This is a genomic window from Sodalis sp. RH22 (assembly GCF_047324165.1).
Classification (GTDB): Bacteria; Pseudomonadota; Gammaproteobacteria; order Enterobacterales; family Enterobacteriaceae; genus Acerihabitans.
This window is the reverse complement of the sequence record NZ_CP178731.1, coordinates 5135249-5151975: the sequence shown is the minus strand read 5'-3', so window position 1 is coordinate 5151975 and position 16727 is coordinate 5135249. Positions and strand designations below refer to the sequence as shown.

16 protein-coding genes are annotated in these 16727 nt (G+C 57.5%); 11 read left to right on the top strand and 5 right to left on the bottom strand.

The window, feature by feature from the left end:
* Window positions 1-67 precede the first annotated feature (67 nt).
* Window positions 68-706 carry an RpiB/LacA/LacB family sugar-phosphate isomerase gene (locus tag ACL2XN_RS23410; RefSeq protein ID WP_410013818.1) on the bottom strand — a complete coding sequence of 213 codons (639 nt, stop codon included), beginning with the start codon at window positions 704-706 and terminating at the stop codon, window positions 68-70.
* 613 nt (window positions 707-1319) lie between these two features.
* Here ACL2XN_RS23410 and ACL2XN_RS23405 point away from each other — a divergent pair.
* Window positions 1320-1667: a helix-turn-helix domain-containing protein gene (locus ACL2XN_RS23405; RefSeq protein WP_413727788.1), complete on the top strand. Its 348-nt coding sequence runs from the start codon at window positions 1320-1322 to the stop codon at window positions 1665-1667.
* A 306-nt stretch (window positions 1668-1973) separates the two neighbouring features.
* Here the strand turns inward: ACL2XN_RS23405 and ACL2XN_RS23400 are convergent, their stop codons facing one another.
* A complete protein-coding gene (locus ACL2XN_RS23400) occupies window positions 1974-3542 on the bottom strand; it encodes a hypothetical protein (protein ID WP_410013816.1) in 1569 nt (522 codons plus the stop codon).
* A 158-nt stretch (window positions 3543-3700) separates the two neighbouring features.
* Between ACL2XN_RS23400 and ACL2XN_RS23395 the strand changes: the two genes are divergently transcribed.
* From ACL2XN_RS23395 to ACL2XN_RS23380, 4 genes are all read left to right on the top strand, one after another.
* Window positions 3701-4981, top strand: coding sequence for a Gfo/Idh/MocA family protein (locus ACL2XN_RS23395; protein WP_413729569.1), 1281 nt, complete (start codon window positions 3701-3703; stop codon window positions 4979-4981).
* A 297-nt stretch (window positions 4982-5278) separates the two neighbouring features.
* On the top strand, window positions 5279-5971 hold the full coding sequence (locus ACL2XN_RS23390; protein WP_413729568.1) for an ABC transporter ATP-binding protein: 693 nt from the start codon (window positions 5279-5281) through the stop codon (window positions 5969-5971).
* A gap of 71 nt (window positions 5972-6042) precedes the next feature.
* Window positions 6043-6975, top strand: coding sequence for an ABC transporter substrate-binding protein (locus ACL2XN_RS23385; protein WP_410016741.1), 933 nt, complete (start codon window positions 6043-6045; stop codon window positions 6973-6975).
* Between the two features lie 8 nt (window positions 6976-6983).
* Window positions 6984-8636 (top strand): ABC transporter permease, encoded by a 1653-nt coding sequence (locus ACL2XN_RS23380; protein WP_413729567.1) that lies wholly within the window; start codon window positions 6984-6986, stop codon window positions 8634-8636.
* A gap of 62 nt (window positions 8637-8698) precedes the next feature.
* Here the strand turns inward: ACL2XN_RS23380 and ACL2XN_RS23375 are convergent, their stop codons facing one another.
* Window positions 8699-9025, bottom strand: a complete 327-nt coding sequence (locus tag ACL2XN_RS23375; protein WP_413721287.1) for a glucose PTS transporter subunit EIIB — start codon at window positions 9023-9025, stop codon at window positions 8699-8701.
* Window positions 9026-9380: 355 nt separating this feature from the next.
* Here ACL2XN_RS23375 and ACL2XN_RS23370 point away from each other — a divergent pair, with 355 nt between their 5' ends.
* The 4 genes from ACL2XN_RS23370 to epmB all read left to right on the top strand — a co-directional run bounded on the left by ACL2XN_RS23370 (window position 9381) and on the right by epmB (window position 12985).
* Window positions 9381-9902 carry a hypothetical protein gene (locus ACL2XN_RS23370; protein WP_410013811.1) on the top strand — a complete coding sequence of 174 codons (522 nt, stop codon included), beginning with the start codon at window positions 9381-9383 and terminating at the stop codon, window positions 9900-9902.
* Window positions 9903-9912: 10 nt separating this feature from the next.
* The gene (locus ACL2XN_RS23365) at window positions 9913-10362 is read left to right on the top strand and encodes a DUF421 domain-containing protein (protein ID WP_410013810.1); all 450 of its coding nucleotides are present in this window, start codon (window positions 9913-9915) and stop codon (window positions 10360-10362) included.
* A 445-nt stretch (window positions 10363-10807) separates the two neighbouring features.
* A complete protein-coding gene (locus ACL2XN_RS23360) occupies window positions 10808-11596 on the top strand; it encodes a fatty acid desaturase family protein (RefSeq protein ID WP_410013809.1) in 789 nt (262 codons plus the stop codon).
* A gap of 366 nt (window positions 11597-11962) precedes the next feature.
* Window positions 11963-12985: an EF-P beta-lysylation protein EpmB gene (gene epmB, locus ACL2XN_RS23355; RefSeq protein WP_410013808.1), complete on the top strand. Its 1023-nt coding sequence runs from the start codon at window positions 11963-11965 to the stop codon at window positions 12983-12985.
* Window positions 12986-13034: 49 nt separating this feature from the next.
* Here the strand turns inward: epmB and ACL2XN_RS23350 are convergent, their stop codons facing one another.
* Entirely contained in the window at window positions 13035-13451 is a 417-nt protein-coding gene (locus ACL2XN_RS23350) for a winged helix-turn-helix transcriptional regulator (protein WP_413729566.1), read from the bottom strand.
* A gap of 102 nt (window positions 13452-13553) precedes the next feature.
* Between ACL2XN_RS23350 and ACL2XN_RS23345 the strand changes: the two genes are divergently transcribed.
* Window positions 13554-14675, top strand: a complete 1122-nt coding sequence (locus ACL2XN_RS23345; protein WP_410013806.1) for an NADH:flavin oxidoreductase — start codon at window positions 13554-13556, stop codon at window positions 14673-14675.
* 393 nt (window positions 14676-15068) lie between these two features.
* Window positions 15069-15566, top strand: a complete 498-nt coding sequence (locus ACL2XN_RS23340) for a ferritin-like domain-containing protein (RefSeq protein ID WP_410013805.1) — start codon at window positions 15069-15071, stop codon at window positions 15564-15566.
* 318 nt (window positions 15567-15884) lie between these two features.
* Here the strand turns inward: ACL2XN_RS23340 and ACL2XN_RS23335 are convergent, their stop codons facing one another.
* Window positions 15885-16394, bottom strand: a complete 510-nt coding sequence (locus tag ACL2XN_RS23335; RefSeq protein ID WP_410013804.1) for a ferritin-like domain-containing protein — start codon at window positions 16392-16394, stop codon at window positions 15885-15887.
* Window positions 16395-16727: the final 333 nt, after the last annotated feature.

Below are 16727 nucleotides of genomic sequence, written 5' to 3'. Positions count from 1 at the left end.
CCCGGGCCTGGATAAGCGTTTTCAGGCGGATTTCGCCCGCGGCCCGCCCCGGATGGGCGGGCTGTCGTTACGCTACCAGTGTTTCGATATAGCCGGCAATGGCTTTATCCCGGCAGTTGGCAAAGAAATATTCCTTGAATTTGGCCCCGGCGACGGCGCCCTTCAGCAAATCCTGATCGAGATCGGCCAGGATGGACAGCAAATCGCGATAGCTCACCGCTTTCACCGCATCCAGGATCTTTTTATTCCGCTGTTCCGGCACCACGCGCTCCTTGGGATACCCCTGGCCGCCGGCGGTTTCAAACAATTTTTCGAAAATATACTGCAGGTTCAGCTCCGCGCCCCAGCCGAATCCCTTGGCAAACGGCAGGGAGATGGCATTGCCGTCGTTAATCTGGGCAAACATATAGCCGTCGGCGGGATCAATGGCCAGGCCGCAGATCACGCCCGGGAAGGAATTGCAGGCCAGCATGGCGCCGGCGCCGGTTCCGCAGCCCGTCACGACATAATCCGCCGCGCCGGAGTTCAGCAATATCGCGGCCAGGATGCCGTTCTGAACGTAGGTCAGCGTCGCCTTATCGTCGGCGGAATACATGCCGTAGTTAAACACCTGGTGACCCAGCGGCTCGACCACCTTGGTCAGGGTGGCGGCGATAAGCTCATTTTTAGCAGCCTGGCTGTTTTCGTTAATCAGTGCGATTTTCATAAAAGCGTTATCCGTAGTCAGTGAAAAGGATGAGGCGAGAATGCCTTGATGTCCTGCGGTCTTCGCTTGGCGGCCAGCCGGGCGACCTGACCGCCTGGCGTTATGATAAAGAAACCGGCATCACTATTCAATAAAATGAAATGCCGTTTTATTTTAGATTATGGCATCCCGGCGCCGGCAAAAACCTCGTTGCCGTCACGCAAAGCGCCGGTCATCGCGCGGCGTCCGGCCCGGCACAAATTAGCTTATGAGGTAATTATAATTTAATTAATGAAAATAATTACAATACCCTCCCATTGGCAACAACCGCGACCGCCGTTTTTGGGTTCTTTATCCCCTTTAATGACAATACTTCCCCAGCGCTCACTGAATTTAAAAAATTATTTTTATATCATCCCTTTTCTATTAAATGCCATGTATCAATGAATTATCCGGGTATTGCCAAGAGAACTATCTTTGTTTATAAGTCATAAGTAACCAGGATGCTCTATTACAAGGAAAATTTATGTTTCGATATATAGATTGTGGACTATCAAATGTCTGGCTAACTAACGGTTATAAGCATAAAGATACTGGAACAAGAACATCTACCGCCATTCAGGATGGGGCGGATTTGCATCGTTTAATCGCCCTGGAGTTAATTAACCGCCGCGGTCCCCTGGTGTCGTCTGAAATGCGTTTCCTGCGTCATGAGATGAATTTATCCCGCCAGTCGCTCGGCCATGAACTGGGCGTGGAAATAGCCTTTATTACCCAGTGGGAACGCAACGATCGCCGCCTGCCCCGCGACGCCGATGTCAATCTGCGCATCCTGTATGCCACCAACCGGTTAACGGATCGCGACACGACGCTCTCGGTACATTTGCTTGCCGATGACGACTACCCGCCTTCGCCGGTGCCGATGGTATTTACCTGGGCGGATAGCGGCTGGCGGCTTAGTCCCCCTGCGGCGCGGCCCTGAGGACGCGCGACCTTTCTTGCCGCCGCCGGCGCGGCGCGCAACGACGGGGAGCTACCGCCTCTGCCGGCACGGACCGGGTTTCCGCGCCGTTAGCGTGGTTGTGATCCAGCGCACGCTTTATCCCCTGTTAACGGGCCGACATCACCTTGCTGCCGCCGCCGCGCGTGATTGTCGTCACATTTACGCACAACACTTTATGAACTCCCTCACATTTTTCCCATTTATCCTGGCGCACGGGCCGGCGGCGACATTATGCCGGTAGGTTTTATCCCGCCAGGCGTTTAGCCTCTTCACGTCGGGGCAATATCAACGCCCCGGATGCGCCAGGGCATACAGCCGGGCCGGATTCATCATCATGCGGAGGTAAAAGGGATGGGCATCGGCGCTCTCGTCAAGCCAGCGATCGGTTTTTTCCGCGCAGCGCTCCGCGGCGGCGACGGCATCATCCAGCTCGGCGCGCAGCGCGCGGCTGCAGCCGTATTGATGGATAAACCAGTGCAGCTCGATCAGTTGCCGGACGTGGCCGAACAGGCGCGAATACCAGTCCGCCCGTTCCCAGGCCGCCGCCAGGTCACGTGTCCAGGCGGCCGGCAAAGCGGCTTCCTGCAAAAGCGCCTGTGCCATATGCCGCAGATGACGGGCCAGGAACTCCGCCTGCTGCCGTTCAAGACGGCTAAGCTCCCGCTGCGCCAGGCCCGCGGCGTTATCGTCAGCCGGAAACAGCGGCTGGAAAGACTGGCTCCAGTTGGCGCCGCGGGCGTCGGAGTGGATCAGCCGCAGCGCGTCATCCATATCCTGCGGGATCTGGCTGTGGCGATGCATTATCCGCCCCAGCAGATAAGGCGCCTTGCACATCCAGTCATAGCTGGTAAAAAACAGCTGCCGCAGTTTCTGGCGCTGGAGGCTGTCCGGCGGGCGCACCCCGCGGGTCTCGAGCCAGTCGTCGAACAACGTGGCCGCGGCGACCGGCGGCGCGCCGCTTATCATGCGCGCCAGGCCATAAAGATTGCTTTCATTGACCGAGTCCAGGAGCGAGCCGTTGTTGACCCATTCCCAGCTGATACGCACGCTAACGGCCTCCAGCCGCTCGCCAACCACCGCTTGCACCCATCCCAGCCGGCCCTGGATTTCATCAATCAGCAGGCAGGGCAGCAGGGTCCAGCCGTAATCAATGCCCCACAAATCAATATCAAGCCATATTTTGCGCTGTTCAAAAGCGCCGATGGCCGGATTATTGGCAAAGCCGGGGCGATAGTCCACCGCCGTGGCCTTCAGCGAAGCGCGCACATCGGGCGGCAGCCGCGCCAGCGTTTGCTGCAGTTGCCGGCGGGGCCAGCTGTCATCGGTGTAATCACGCAGCACCAGTTTTTTATTTTGCCGCCGCAGCTGCAGGTGAAGGGATTGCAGCGGCGCGTGCCACTGCGTTTCATTAAACGCCGGCGTTTGCAGGCTGAGGATCAGTCCGTCAAACAGCGGCAGTTGCGCAAGCGACGCGCTGACCACGTCGGTATAAAAATAATACAGGAATTTTTCCCCCTGGCCGGCGTCGTCCGCCAGGGACAGTTCGGGAAATTTATGCTCGATGCGGCCGTCCTGCGGAAAGGCCTCGCCCTGCAGCCACACCGTCAGCCGCCGCGCCCGGCAATAGGCGCTCACGCGCCGCAGGTAGAGCAACGCGCCTTCCCATTCGTGCTGCAGATTGGCTTTATCCGCGCCCTGGTAATGGGCCGGGGGCGGGGCCAGCAGCGCCAGGATATTTTGCTGGTGAATCACCAGGCCGGTGAAGCGGTATTTTTCCATCACCGCCGCCATTTCCAGGAAATGCGGCCAGTGCCAGATAAGCGGGGAGTTAATTTCCAGCAGACGTTGCGGCACGGTATTTTCCCTAATCAAGCGGCGCGAAGACAGCAAGGCCGGTCCAGCGGGTATAAAGCATCCGCTTTAGCCTGTCAACAGGCCGGACTTCCAGCGTTGAATCACCAGAAGACAAGACCTCATGTACTGTAATACCAGGAATACGGGAGAACGATAACATGAAAAAATATGCATTGGTCGGCACCGGCGGCCGGGCTGGGCTTTATCTGCAGGCTATCGCCGGGGAATACCGCACCCGGGGCGCGTTTGTCGCCTTTTGCGATACCAACCGCACGCGAATGGAATACGCCAACCGGTTAATCGGCGCCGCTGGCCACGACGGCGTGCCGATGTATACCGCGCTGGAGTTTGATCGCATGATAACCGAAACCCGGCCGGATACCGTCATCGTCACCTCTATCGACCGCACCCACCATCGTTATATCGTGCGCGCCATGGAATTGGGGTGCGATGTTATCAGCGAAAAACCGATGACCATCGACGAGGAAAAATGCCAGGCGATTATCGACGCCATTAACCGTACCGGCAAGAGCCTGCGCGTGACCTTTAACTACCGCTATGCCCCGCATCACAGCAAAATCCGCGAACTGCTTGCCGGCGGCGCTATCGGCGAGGTGTTTTCGGTGCATTTCGAGTGGCTGCTGAATACCCGGCACGGCGCCGATTATTTCCGCCGCTGGCACCGTGATAAACGCAACAGCGGCGGCTTGCTGGTGCATAAATCCACCCACCATTTCGACCTGGTCAACTTTTGGCTGAACAGCGAGCCGGAAACGGTGTATGCCCAGGGAGATCTGCGTTTTTACGGCAAGGATAACGCCGAAAGCCGGGGGGTGGCGCAATTTTATTCCCGCGCCTTCGGCAGCGAGGCGGCGGCCGAAGATCCCTTCGCCCTGCACATGGATCAAAGCGAACCGCTGCGCGAGCTTTACCTCAACGCCGAACATGAGGACGGTTATTATCGCGACAAAAGCGTTTTCGACGACGGCATCAGTATCGAGGATGTCATGGGCGTGATGGTGCGCTATAAAAACAAGGCCATCATGACCTATTCCCTGAACGCCTACCTGCCGTGGGAAGGGCTGAACGTGGTGTTCAACGGCAGCCGGGGCCGGCTGGAGATGAAACTGGTGGAAACGTCTTATGTGAACAGCGGCGGCGAAAAAGAGCTGGAAGGCGCTATTGAGAGCTGCTCTATACGGGTATTTCCGTTGTTCGCCGCGCCTTATGACGTCCCGGTGGATTTCCTGGCCGGCGGCCACGGCGGCGGCGATAAGGTTATGCTGGCGGATGTGTTCGGCGCGCCGGCGCCGGACCCGCTGAAACGCGCGGCCAGCTACCGCGACGGCGCCATGTCCATCCTGACCGGCATTGCCGCCAACCGCTCGCTGCGCACTGAACTGCCGGTGCACATTCGCGATCTGGCGGTAAAACTGTAGCCCGGCCGGACCCTGCCGTTTATCGGCCGCAACGATAAAGCCTGGATGGCGTTTTTACCGTTGCGGCAATAAAACCGTCATATTCCCTCTCTATACTCCAGCGAAGATAAAGTCCCAAAGAGGATAATACTATGTACGCCCGCCTGTCCTTAGCGCAGGGGCGAACTTCCGGTCGACGGTCAGCGCCGGAAGGTTTGTCCCGCGCCCTATTTTCCCCCAAGCGCCATTGCCGTAGCATCCCCGCCGCCAGCCGCCGCGCGCCGGCCGTTTGCCTGACGTTTCGCCCGGGGGCCCGACATGCGCAACCTCGGCGCTAACGACGGCACGCCAATCGTCATCAGCGGACTCAGCCATCAGTTTGGCGGCAAGCGCGTATTAGAGGATATCCATCTGCATGTGCCCGCGGGCACGACCCTGGCCCTGCTCGGACCCTCGGGATGCGGTAAAAGCACTCTGCTGAAATTACTGGCCGGCCTGCTGCAGCCCGCGCGCGGCGAGATCCATTTCGGCGCGCGGCTGATGGCGAGCCACAGCGTCTGTATTCTTCCCGAACAACGCGATATCGGCATGGTGTTTCAGGACTATGCCCTGTGGCCGCATATGAGCGTGGCGCAAAATGTCGCTTTCCCGCTGCGCATGCGCCGGGTGGCCCGCGCCGAACGCCGGCTGCGGGTCGACACCGCGCTGGAGCGGGTCGGCCTGGCCGCCTTCGCCGGACGCAAGCCGTCGGAGCTGTCCGGCGGCCAGCAGCAGCGGGTGGCCCTGGCCCGGGCCATCGTGGCCGAGCCCCGGGTCCTGCTGTTCGACGAACCGCTATCGAATCTCGACCGCGAATTGCGCGAAACGTTATGCGGCGAAATGGCCCGTCTGCTCCGGCAGCTCAGCATTACCGCCGTTTACGTCACCCACGATCGCGGTGAAGCGCAACAGCTTGCCCAGCATATCGCGCATATGGCGCAGGGGCGCATCGTCAATTATCACGCCACTTGAACCGGGGAAAACACATGCAGCAGACCACCCACCGTTTATTAAGCCGTATCAGCACAGGAGCTTTATCCATCATGATTGCCGCCGCCACCCTTATGGCCGCCGACGCCCGGGCGCTGACCCTCTATACCGCCGGTCCCGGCTCCCTGGCCAAAAAGCTGGCGGCCGGCTATGAGCGGCAATCGGGGACCAAGGTCGATGTTTTTCAGGCCACCACCGGTAAAGTCATGGCCCGCCTGGAGGCCGAACAGGCCAACCCGCGCGCCGATGTCCTGATTTCCGCTTCATGGGATACCGCGGAAGAACTGCAACAACGGGGATGGCTGCTGGCCTACGGCAGCCCGAACGCCGCCAGCGTGCCGGCGCAGTTTAAAACCGGCTATTATGTGGCGCAGGGCATCTCCGCCCTCGGTATCGTCTGGAACAGCGCCAGCGGTACGCCGGAGCCGCATGACTGGCAGGACCTGGCGCAGCCGGCATTCAGGGATAAGGTGACCACCCCCGATCCGGCGCTGTCCGGCGCCTCGCTGGATTTGCTGATGGGCCTGCAAAATGCCCTGGGCGAGAAAGCCTGGACATTGTTCGGACAGTTAAAGGACAACGGAATGATTATCGCCGGTCCCAATGCCCAGGCGCTGACGCCGGTACTGCAGGGCGCCAGGGCGGCGGTGTTCGGCGCGGTGGACTATGTCGCCTATAACAGCGTGCAGGAAGGCGAGTCGGTGAAAGTGATTTTCCCCTCCAGCGGCACGGTGATCGCCCCGCGTCCGATGATGATCCTGAAAACCAGCACGCAGCCCGATCAGGCCAGGGCTTTTATCGATTATGCGCTCTCCCCGGAGGGGCAACAGCTGGTGGCAGAAGCCTGGCTGATGCCCGCGCGCAGCGATATCAGCGCCAAACGCCCGCTGTTCAGCGATTTGCGGCTGCTGCCGGCGCAGGGCGCCCAGCCCGCCACGCGTGACAAGGTGCTCGACCGGTTCGCCAAACTCTTCGGCCAGCGCTAGGCTTTGCGATGCGCGCTTTTTTCCTGCCGCTGCTGACCCTGGCGGCATTACTGGTGCTGGTGGCGCTGCCGGCGCTGTTTGTGCTGCTGCAGGCCATTTTTCCCCAGCTGGCCGCCGGCTCGCTGGCGCATGCGTTTGGCGCGGTCCCGGCCCTGTGGCGGGACCCGCAGGTGCCCGCGCTGCTCGGCGGCACGCTGCAAACCGGCCTGGGCGTGGCGCTGGCCTGCGCCCTGCTGGGCATTCCCCTGGGCGCGCTGCGCGGGTTGTTTGCCGTGCCGCTGGCGCGGGTCTGGGATGTGCTGATCCTGGTGCCGTTCCTGACGCCGCCCTATATCGCCGGCTTATCCTGGATGCTGGCGTTGCAGCGGCGCGGTTACCTTGAGCAACTGACCGGCCTGCAATTAGATCGGCTCCTGTTCAGCCGCGCCGGCATGGTGCTGGTCATGACGCTGACGATTTTCCCGGTGGTCTATTTTGCGGTGTCGCGCGCCATGGCCGCGGGCGGCCACCGTCTGGCGGACGTGGCGCGGGTACACGGCGCGGGGCCGTGGCGGGCGTTTTGCCTGGTCACCCTGCCGCTGGCGCTGCCGGCCATTTTCGCCGGCCTGCTGCTGGCGTTTACCCTGGCCATCGAGGAATACGGCGTGCCCGCCGCCCTGGGCATGCGCGCCGGTGCGCCGGTGCTGACCGTCGGCATTGAGCGGCGCCTGGCGGACTGGCCCATTGATTTAACCTCGGCATCGCTGCTTTCGTTATTACTGGTGGCGCTGGCGCTGGCGGCGTACGGCATCCAGCGCACCCTGTCCGGCGGCCGTGACGTGGCCATCACCGGCGGAAAACCGGCGGCTATCGCCTCGCGGCCGCTCGGCGTATGGCGCTGGCCGGTGGTGGTGCTGTTCAGCCTGATCGCCGGCCTGGCGGTGGCGGCCCCGGTGGCCGCCATGCTGGCCACCGCGTTTTCCGCCACGGTATCCGGCGGACTGACGCCGGCCAACCTGACGCTGCGCCATTTCGGCAATCTCTTCGCGCAGCACGGCGAGGCGGCCGACGCACTGGCCACCAGCCTGGGCCTGGCGCTCGGCACCGCGCTGTTTACCGGTCTGGTGGGATTGATGGTGGCCTGGCTTATCAACAGCACCCGAGGCCGCTCCACGGCCTGTATCGACGCGCTGTCGCTGCTGCCGGCCGCGCTGCCGGGCGTGGTGGTGGGCGTCGGCCTGATCCTGGCCTGGAACCGGCGTTTCTGGCCGGTAACGCCTTATGATAGTTGGGTTATCCTGCTGCTGGCCTACAGTTGCCTGTTGTTGCCTTACCCGGTGCGCTATACGGGAGCCGCGCTGCGCCAGCTCGGATCCAGCCTGGAGCCGGCGGCCAGGGTGCACGGCGCCAGCGCCGCGCGGGCATTGCGCTATATCGTGCTGCCGCTGGTATTTCCCGCGCTGCTGGCCGCGATGCTGATGGTATTTGCCGTCGCGTCCAGGGAACTGGTGACCTCGTTGTTGCTGGCGCCGCCCGGGGTGCAAACGGTATCGGTATTTATCTGGCGCCAGTTCGAGCAAGGTTCGGTAGGCGACGGCATGGCCATGGCCAGTATCGCCATGCTGTTAAGCATGGTGGTCATGCTGACGGCGCTGGCGCTGTTACAGCGTCCGCGCCGCTAGGCCTGCGTGGGGCAACGTCCCGCCCGCCGCCGCGCGGGAACATGCAGAGGTGAAAGTGGGGCTTACTTTTCCTGGCTGCTTTCCAGGCCGAAGCGTTCCGCCAGCTCACGGCGCAGGTTATCGGACTGGCGGCCGAAGATAGCCTGCACCTCCTGGCCGATAACCACGACGCCGAGCGCGCCCAGATGCTGGATCTGGCCGGTATTGACCTTGCCCAGATCCTTGACCTTAACCCGCAGCCGGGTAATACAGGCATCGACATCCACAATGTTTTCCTGCTCGCCCAAGGCGCTAATCAAAGAGGCAATATCCGGATCACGCGGGGCAACGTTATGCTGGTGCGTCAATTTTTCTTTAAAAACACGCATAAACTCTTTGATATTGACCATTCTGGTATCCTTATAAAAGATATCGACAGGCACGCGGCGGACGTGAATCCGTAACCCGCCGCACATACCCGGAAAAACCACTGCTGCACCGGCATATCCTACCGCGATGCCGGGTTGGCGCAAAGCGTGATTCATATCCCATTCCTCTTTTATCGCCACCGGCTTGGAAAAATGTGATCCCCATACGTTTTCCCCCGTCTGGCGCCGGCCGACGGGCCCTGCCGCGCCGCGCGCGTCTCGCCCGCATGCGTTATTTTCAGCCGCCGTTATTTTTTTACGCCTATACTTTTCAGAAGGTTAAACGAGCAGGTAACCTGGCTATCTTCTTTATCTATCGGCTTTCGAGGTAACGGAAATGGATAACGACCACTTACCCGACGACTATCGCAGCAGGCATTATCCGGTCAAGGAAAATATGCGCTTCCAGCTTTTCGCCTGGAGAATGCAGAATCTCGGCTTTGTGCTGCTGTTTATTTTTATTGCCGCGGCCTGCCTGGGACTGTTTTCCCAAGGCGTACTCAGCAATGCATCCGCGCAATCAGCCGGGGGCAATATGATCCTTGAATATGACCGCTTCGCCCGTAACAGCACGGAGACTCATTTTATAATCCGCATAAAAATCAATAAAGAAAACCAGCTTACCGCCGTCCTGCGCGGCGATATCCTCGATAATTACGATATCGAGTTTATCCAACCCACCCCCGATGTTTCGATTATCAACGATAACGCCCTGACATTAACCCAGCCGATCGCCAAAAAAGACGGCTGGCACAGTATTTACGTCACCCTAAAACCAAATAAAATGGGCTACTTCACCAATACCATCGCACTTTCCGATAATGAAAAAATAACGTTTAACCAATTAGTTTATCCTTAGGGAGAACATCATGGATATGGTATTAAGAGCGGCCTTTATTTACCTGATCCTGATCGTGGTCTTTCGCATATCGGGCAGACGCACGTTGCTTGAAATGAACAGTTTCGATTTTATTTTGCTGCTGATTATCAGCGAAGCCTGCCAACAGGCGATCCTGGGCGAGGATTTTTCGGTGATCGGCGCCACGATTTCCATCGTTACCCTGATAAGCCTTGATTTGGTGCTTTCCTGGCTGAAGGATAAATACCATATTGTCTGGCTGGCCGCCGACGGGCCGCCGCTGCTGCTGGTGGATGACGGCAAGGTGCTGGAGCTGCGCCTCAAGCGGACCAAGATTTCCCATGACGATCTGCTGACCAGCGCGCGCAAATCGGACGGCATCCTGGACCTGGACCAGATTCGTTATGCCATTTTGGAGCAAAACGGCAAAATCACCATTATTCCGAAAAAAGAGTCATAAATCCGTGGCCGCCGGCTAATATCCCTCTCCCGCCGCGTTTATCTCACCCCGCCGTGACTCACGGCGGCATAGCCACGTATAAATATTATTTTTATAATTTTATTATATTTAAATAAAATTAACTTTTTATCAATCAGTCATGCTAAATCATTTTCATCATAGCGTATTGACAGCCGGCGAATATATATTGTTATATAACTTCTGGCAACCGTATTCTCGTCCTCATATCGCTGCCTGTTTAATATTTTAAATTATTTCTGATGTTATTTTGTCATTTAATAACATCCGTGATCGCCGGGGGAAATGTTTTATGGATAAAAACGCAATATCGCATGCAATATTAAGAGAGTATAAAAGCAAGCCTATTAAATGGTTTGTTATTTATTCAGCGAAGTTCTCATTATGGGCCTGCTGGTTAGGCTTATGCGTTTACGGCATTGTGTCCGTGGACCGCTGGCCCATCCGGCTGCTCCTGCAATTGCTGCTGGGGATGGGATTTGCCCATGGCGTGGAATTGCAGCATCAGGCGCTGCACCATACCGGTTTCCGCTCCAGAAAAGCCAATCATGGCGCCGGATTTCTGCTGGGATTGCCGATGCTGGTCTCATATTCAGCCTATCGCGACAGTCATCTGTTTCATCACCGGGCGCTCGGCCGGGCGGATGACGAGGAATTTTTTAAACACGATCTACGCTCCCCACCGCGGCTGTGGGATAGGATTAGCATTTTTTTTATGTTAAATCATTTTTATTCACAATTAATGAAGTTTATCCACGCCGTAAAAAGACGTCCCTTTCCGGTAAAAATCGCGACCAGTAACCCCCACATCCTGCGCAACGAATATCTTCTGATGGGCGGGATTTTTTTTACCGCCGCCGGCGCATCGCTGGCGGCCGGCAGTGATATTTTTATCCAGTGCTGGCTGCTTCCTCTGCTGTTTTTCGCCGCCCCCATCCATAGCTTAATAGAATTACCCGAACATTACGGCTGCGATAAGTCCAGCGTGCGGGTTTGCGACAATACCCGCACCATCCAGGCCCATCCGCTGATCAGCTGGTATACCAACGGCAATAATTATCACGTTGAACACCACCGCTTCCCCTCATTACCCATGGAACAACTGGCGCGGGTGCACCGGCAAATTAAGGGGGACCTGCGTTATTACAGCGATTCCTACCCGGCGTTTTACCGGCATATCATCAGGCAGGCCTGGCCACGCCCGCGTCGCCGATAAGCCGTATACGCGCGGCGATGTCGCCGGCGCCCATAAAGCCCAGTCGTAAATAAATAGGAATTTATATTGCTGCATATTTTGAACCAAATTCCTATAGTTTGGCGTGGGTTCATCTCATCCGCTAATAAAGACGACTTTCCATCGTTAAAAAAACACGTTAATCTAAAAGAAAATTAAGATGGCCGGCCATGACTTATCCCCACGCTGAAAAACGCGGTCACCGCCGTAGTGGCCGGGCCATCTTGAACCGTTATGGCGCGGTGATATAACCCATGCGGGGATTTTTTTCGCGGCCATCCGTTAATTAACCCAATTCATTAATTACAATAACTAATAAATCGTTAGCTTACATATAAAGAAAAAACAGTGAATAGACCTTTTAAGGCCATATCTTCCGCGGACGACTGGCAAAAACAATTATCCGAGGTTATTTCGGATCCTGATGAATTATTATCATTACTGGGGCTAAGCGATAATCCCCGTCTGCGGCAAGGCCGGCCGGCGCGCCGTCTTTTCCCGCTGCGGGTGCCACGCGGTTTTGTCAACCGCATGGAAAAGGGTAATGAACACGACCCCTTGCTGCGGCAGGTTATCACCGCGGCGGACGAATTTATCGTCACGCCGGGCTATGTCGCCGACCCGCTCGGCGAGCATGACTGCGTGATGCCTGGGCTGTTGCATAAATACCGCAACCGGGCGCTGTTGCTGGTGAAAGGCGGCTGCGCCATCAACTGCCGGTATTGCTTTCGCCGCCATTTCCCCTACCCGGAAAACAGCGGTAACAAGGCTAACTGGCGTAACGCCTTAGCCTATATCCGGGCGCATCCGCAGATCGATGAAATTATCTTTTCCGGCGGCGATCCGCTGATGGCCAGGGATCATGAACTGGCCTGGCTGGCTGACGAACTCCAGGCCATTCCCCATATCCGGCGCCTGCGCATCCACAGCAGGCTGGCGGTGGTGATACCGGCGCGCATTACGGAGCAATTATGCCGGATGCTGGCCGCTTCGCGGCTGCAGGCGATTATGGTGACGCATATCAACCATGCCAATGAGATCGACGCCGACGTTGACGGCGCCATGGGCAGGCTGCGCAACGCCGGGGTGACACTGCTTAACCAGAGCGTCCTGCTGCGCGGCGTCAATGACAGCGCCGATATCCTGGCGGCGTTAAGCAACCGGCTGTTTAACGCCGGTATCCTGCCCTACTATCTTTTTGCGCTGGATAAGGTCGCGGGCGCGGCGCATTTTATGGTGGGCGACGACGAAGCCAGGCGCATTGTCAGTACGCTATCCACCAAGGTTTCCGGCTATCTGGTGCCCCGGCTGACGCGCGAAATCAGCGGAATGCCCAGCAAGATACCGCTGTCTCTCACGCCGCCGTCCTGAACAGACGCGCGCATGAAGATGTTATCAATCCGCCCTGCGGCGGCGCGTATTAGCTATTGTGGTCGAACGTGGCCCGCGCGCGCTCCACTTCGGGCAGGTACTCCACCGTCCATTGGTGCAGCGCCTGGAAAGGCTGTTTTAGCGTATGACCCAGGGGCGTGATTTGATACTCCACCGCGATGGGCGAGGCGGTAATAACGCGCCGCGCCACGATGCCGTTGCGCTCCAGACGCCGCAAACTCTGGGTCAGCGCCTTTTGCGTAATACCATCAAGACGGCGTTTGATAACGTTGAAACGCAACGGCCCGGCGCACAGGGCGGCCAGGATCAGCACCGACCACTTATCCGCAATCTGGTCGAGCAGCATGCGGCTTGGGCAATGCGCCGCGGAAAAAACCGGACAGTGCTCTCCCGGCACGGCGCTGTCCGCGGCATAGCGGATGGCGGTGTCTTCAACTTCCGACATGGTGGTTTCCTTTTGGCTACCTGGTAGCGTCAAAGTGCCTGATTGACTCGCAGTATACATAATATACCATCAAAAGCTTCACGTTAACCGGAGATGATCTGTATGCGCGCACCGCAAGTCGATATCCTGTTCCAGCCTTTGCGAATAAAATCGCTGGTATTGAAAAACCGTATCGTCATGGCCCCCATGACCCGCTCGTTTTCACCTGACGGAGTGCCGGGGGATAACGTAGCCGCCTACTACCGCCGCCGCGCCGAAGCCGATGTGGGGCTGATCCTGTCGGAAGGTACGGCAATCGACCGGCCGGCGGCCAGGAACGATCCGAACGTGCCGTTTTTCCATGGCCAGGACGCGCTGGCCGGCTGGCAACGGGTAATCGATGAAGTCCACGCCGCCGGCGGTAAAATGGGACCGCAGCTGTGGCATGTGGGCGCGGTGGCCAGTTTCCAGACCGAATGGGTGCCCGATGTGCCGGTGGAGAGTCCTTCAGGCCTGGCGGCGCCGGATATGCCCCGCGGCGAGATCATGAGCGACGAGGCCATTGCCGATACCCTTGCCGCCTATGCCCGGGCGGCTGCCGATGCCAAGCGGCTGGGTTTCGATACTTTTGAGATCCACGGCGCCCATGGCTATCTCATCGATCAGTTCTTCTGGTCCGGCACCAACCGGCGTACGGATCGTTTCGGCGGTGCCACCATTAAAGAGCGCGCCCGTTTTGCCGCCGAGGTATTAAAGGAAATGCGCGCGGCGGTCGGGCCTGAATATCCGATTATCCTGCGCGTCAGCCAGTGGAAACAGCAGGATTATGCCGCCAGGCTGGCGACCACCCCGGACGCGATGGCCGATTGGCTGGTACCGCTGGTGGAAGCGGGCGCCGACGTGCTGCACTGCTCGCAACGGCGTTTCTGGCAACCTGAATTCCCGGAGCAGGATGGGGAAAACGGGCTTAACTTCGCCGGCTGGGCGAAAAAATTGACCGGCGCCGCCACCATCAGCGTGGGTTCCGTGGGTTTGTCCGGGGATTTTATCGGCAGCTTTAGCGGGGAAAACGCCAGCCCGGTCGGATTGGATAATCTCATCGGGCGGCTGGAGCGCAATGAGTTTGACCTGATAGCGGTCGGGCGTGCGTTGATAAGCGACCCGCACTGGGCGGCCAAGGTGCGCGCCGGCGATACGGGGAATATGGCGGATTTCACCCCCGCGGCATTGGGCGAATTATTTTAGCGGGCGGCCCCGCGGTTGCGCGGGGACCGACCAGTTGTTTCCGGTCCCCGCGCGGCAAAGATGCCTGCGCTATGCCTTTATTGTTGTCGTTTATAACACCCGCGCCGCATTAATACCCCGGCATATCGGGTAGAACATTTCTGTATTTTATCCAGGGAATTTAATCTGATAAATGCCGCCCATTTTTACCGCCGCACAAGCCCTATAATATGCGGCTGTTCCCGCCAACCTTTTGATATTAATCGCAACAATAAACTTTTATATAAAATATCGCCATGGCCGCCGCTCATGGTTTGTCTAATTCGCAACGGTATACTAGGCTTATTATTATCAGCCGACTAAGTTAACATCGCTGATTATACCTATAATCCTAACAACGTGATGGTGAGCCCGATGAATATCAAGACTCTTGAAGACCTCTTTATCCATGCCCTTTCAGATGTATACAGCGCTGAAAAGCAAATCACCCGCGCTTTGCCGAAAATGGCCCGGGCCGCTACCGATCCTCAGCTGATTGATGGCTTTAAGCTTCATCTGGAACAAACGCATGGGCAAATCGAGCGTATTGATAAACTGGTGGAAGTCACACCGAATATCAAGATTAAGCGTATGAAATGCATGGCAATGGAAGGATTAGTGGAAGAAGGCCAGGAAATTATAGACGAGGTTGAAAAAGGCCCGGTACGTGATGCCGGTCTTATTGCCGCGGCGCAAAAAGTTGAACATTATGAAATCGCCACCTACGGCACGTTAGCTACCCTGGCGGGGCTGCTGGGGTATACCGAGGCTAAAACCCTGCTGGCCGAAACGCTGCAGGAAGAAAAAGATACCGACATCAAATTATCCAAGCTGGCCAGTGTTAAAGTAAATACGGATGCCGGTAAAAAATAACCCATATCAGCATGTTAACAAGGTAAGTATTTTTATAATACATTTCACCCTGTATGGTCATAGCATTAATATGCTCGTTTAACGTTGAGTAAATATCATCAGCGCAAAAAACCCGGTATTCATTGCCGGGTTTTTTGCATTTTAACCAACATAAAGAGAGTATTTAACGGCGCGATGCCTGGAATATTCAGGCTTGGTTGTCCCGATGAGTAGCGAAAAAAATTCTCCGGGACCCGATGCGCCGCGCCGTAAGCGCAGTATGGGTTACGCCGGCAATAATTGCCCGCGCCTAAGGCCGTTATCGTGCCGGATAAGCCATTATTTTTTAGCTTCCGTATGCGGCGCCTGCGAACGCGCCAGGAATTGCCGGGTGGTTTCCGGCAGATGTTCCAGCAGCCAGGCGGCCATCGCTTTCTCCTGTTCCAGGATCTGCGTGAAGATACGTTGCCCTTCGGTATCGCCCACCGCCTGCGCCGCGGCGATAAGCGCGGTATAGGAGGCAATTTCAAAATTTTCGAAGGTATAGCCGCTAATGCCGCCTTTGATCACTTCATCGCTGGCAAACATGCCGCCCATCGCCTGGCCCATGGCCGCCACTTTGCCCGCCATATCCTTAAATGTCGAACTGGATGAATCATAACGTTTAATAACGCTTTCCACCAGACGCTGCTGCTCGATGGTTTCATCAATATGCTGTTTAATGCGGGCCTCCAGCGCCGGGTAGTGCTCAAGACGCCCCGCCATGCGTTTCAGCATGCTTTCGGCCTGTTCTTCCATGGCATGGGCATCACGCAGCCAGTCCAGATAATTGTCATGTAAATCGGCCATTTTTCACCTCTCAATCAATAACGGCATTGCGGAAATAAGAAAATTATCGGTTATCGAATAGCCTTTTCAGTTTAGCTTCCCTTATGAAACGCGCCAGTGACATGGCTATAAATTGAGCGAAGCGCGCAAACCCCGCGCACGTCTTGCCTTCGCTCCGCGGCATGCGCGCGCAAGGTCGCTAAGAAAGGACTCTGCACGGTTTTGGCGATCCCTGCCGTCCTGAAATAATCCTGAACGTGCGTGATCCGCCTGAAAAGGCGCCAGGCGCCCCGCCATGCCGCACGCGCGCCCGTATTTGGTGCAAGGCGCCGCCGCCGGCGCGGGAAAAGCCGG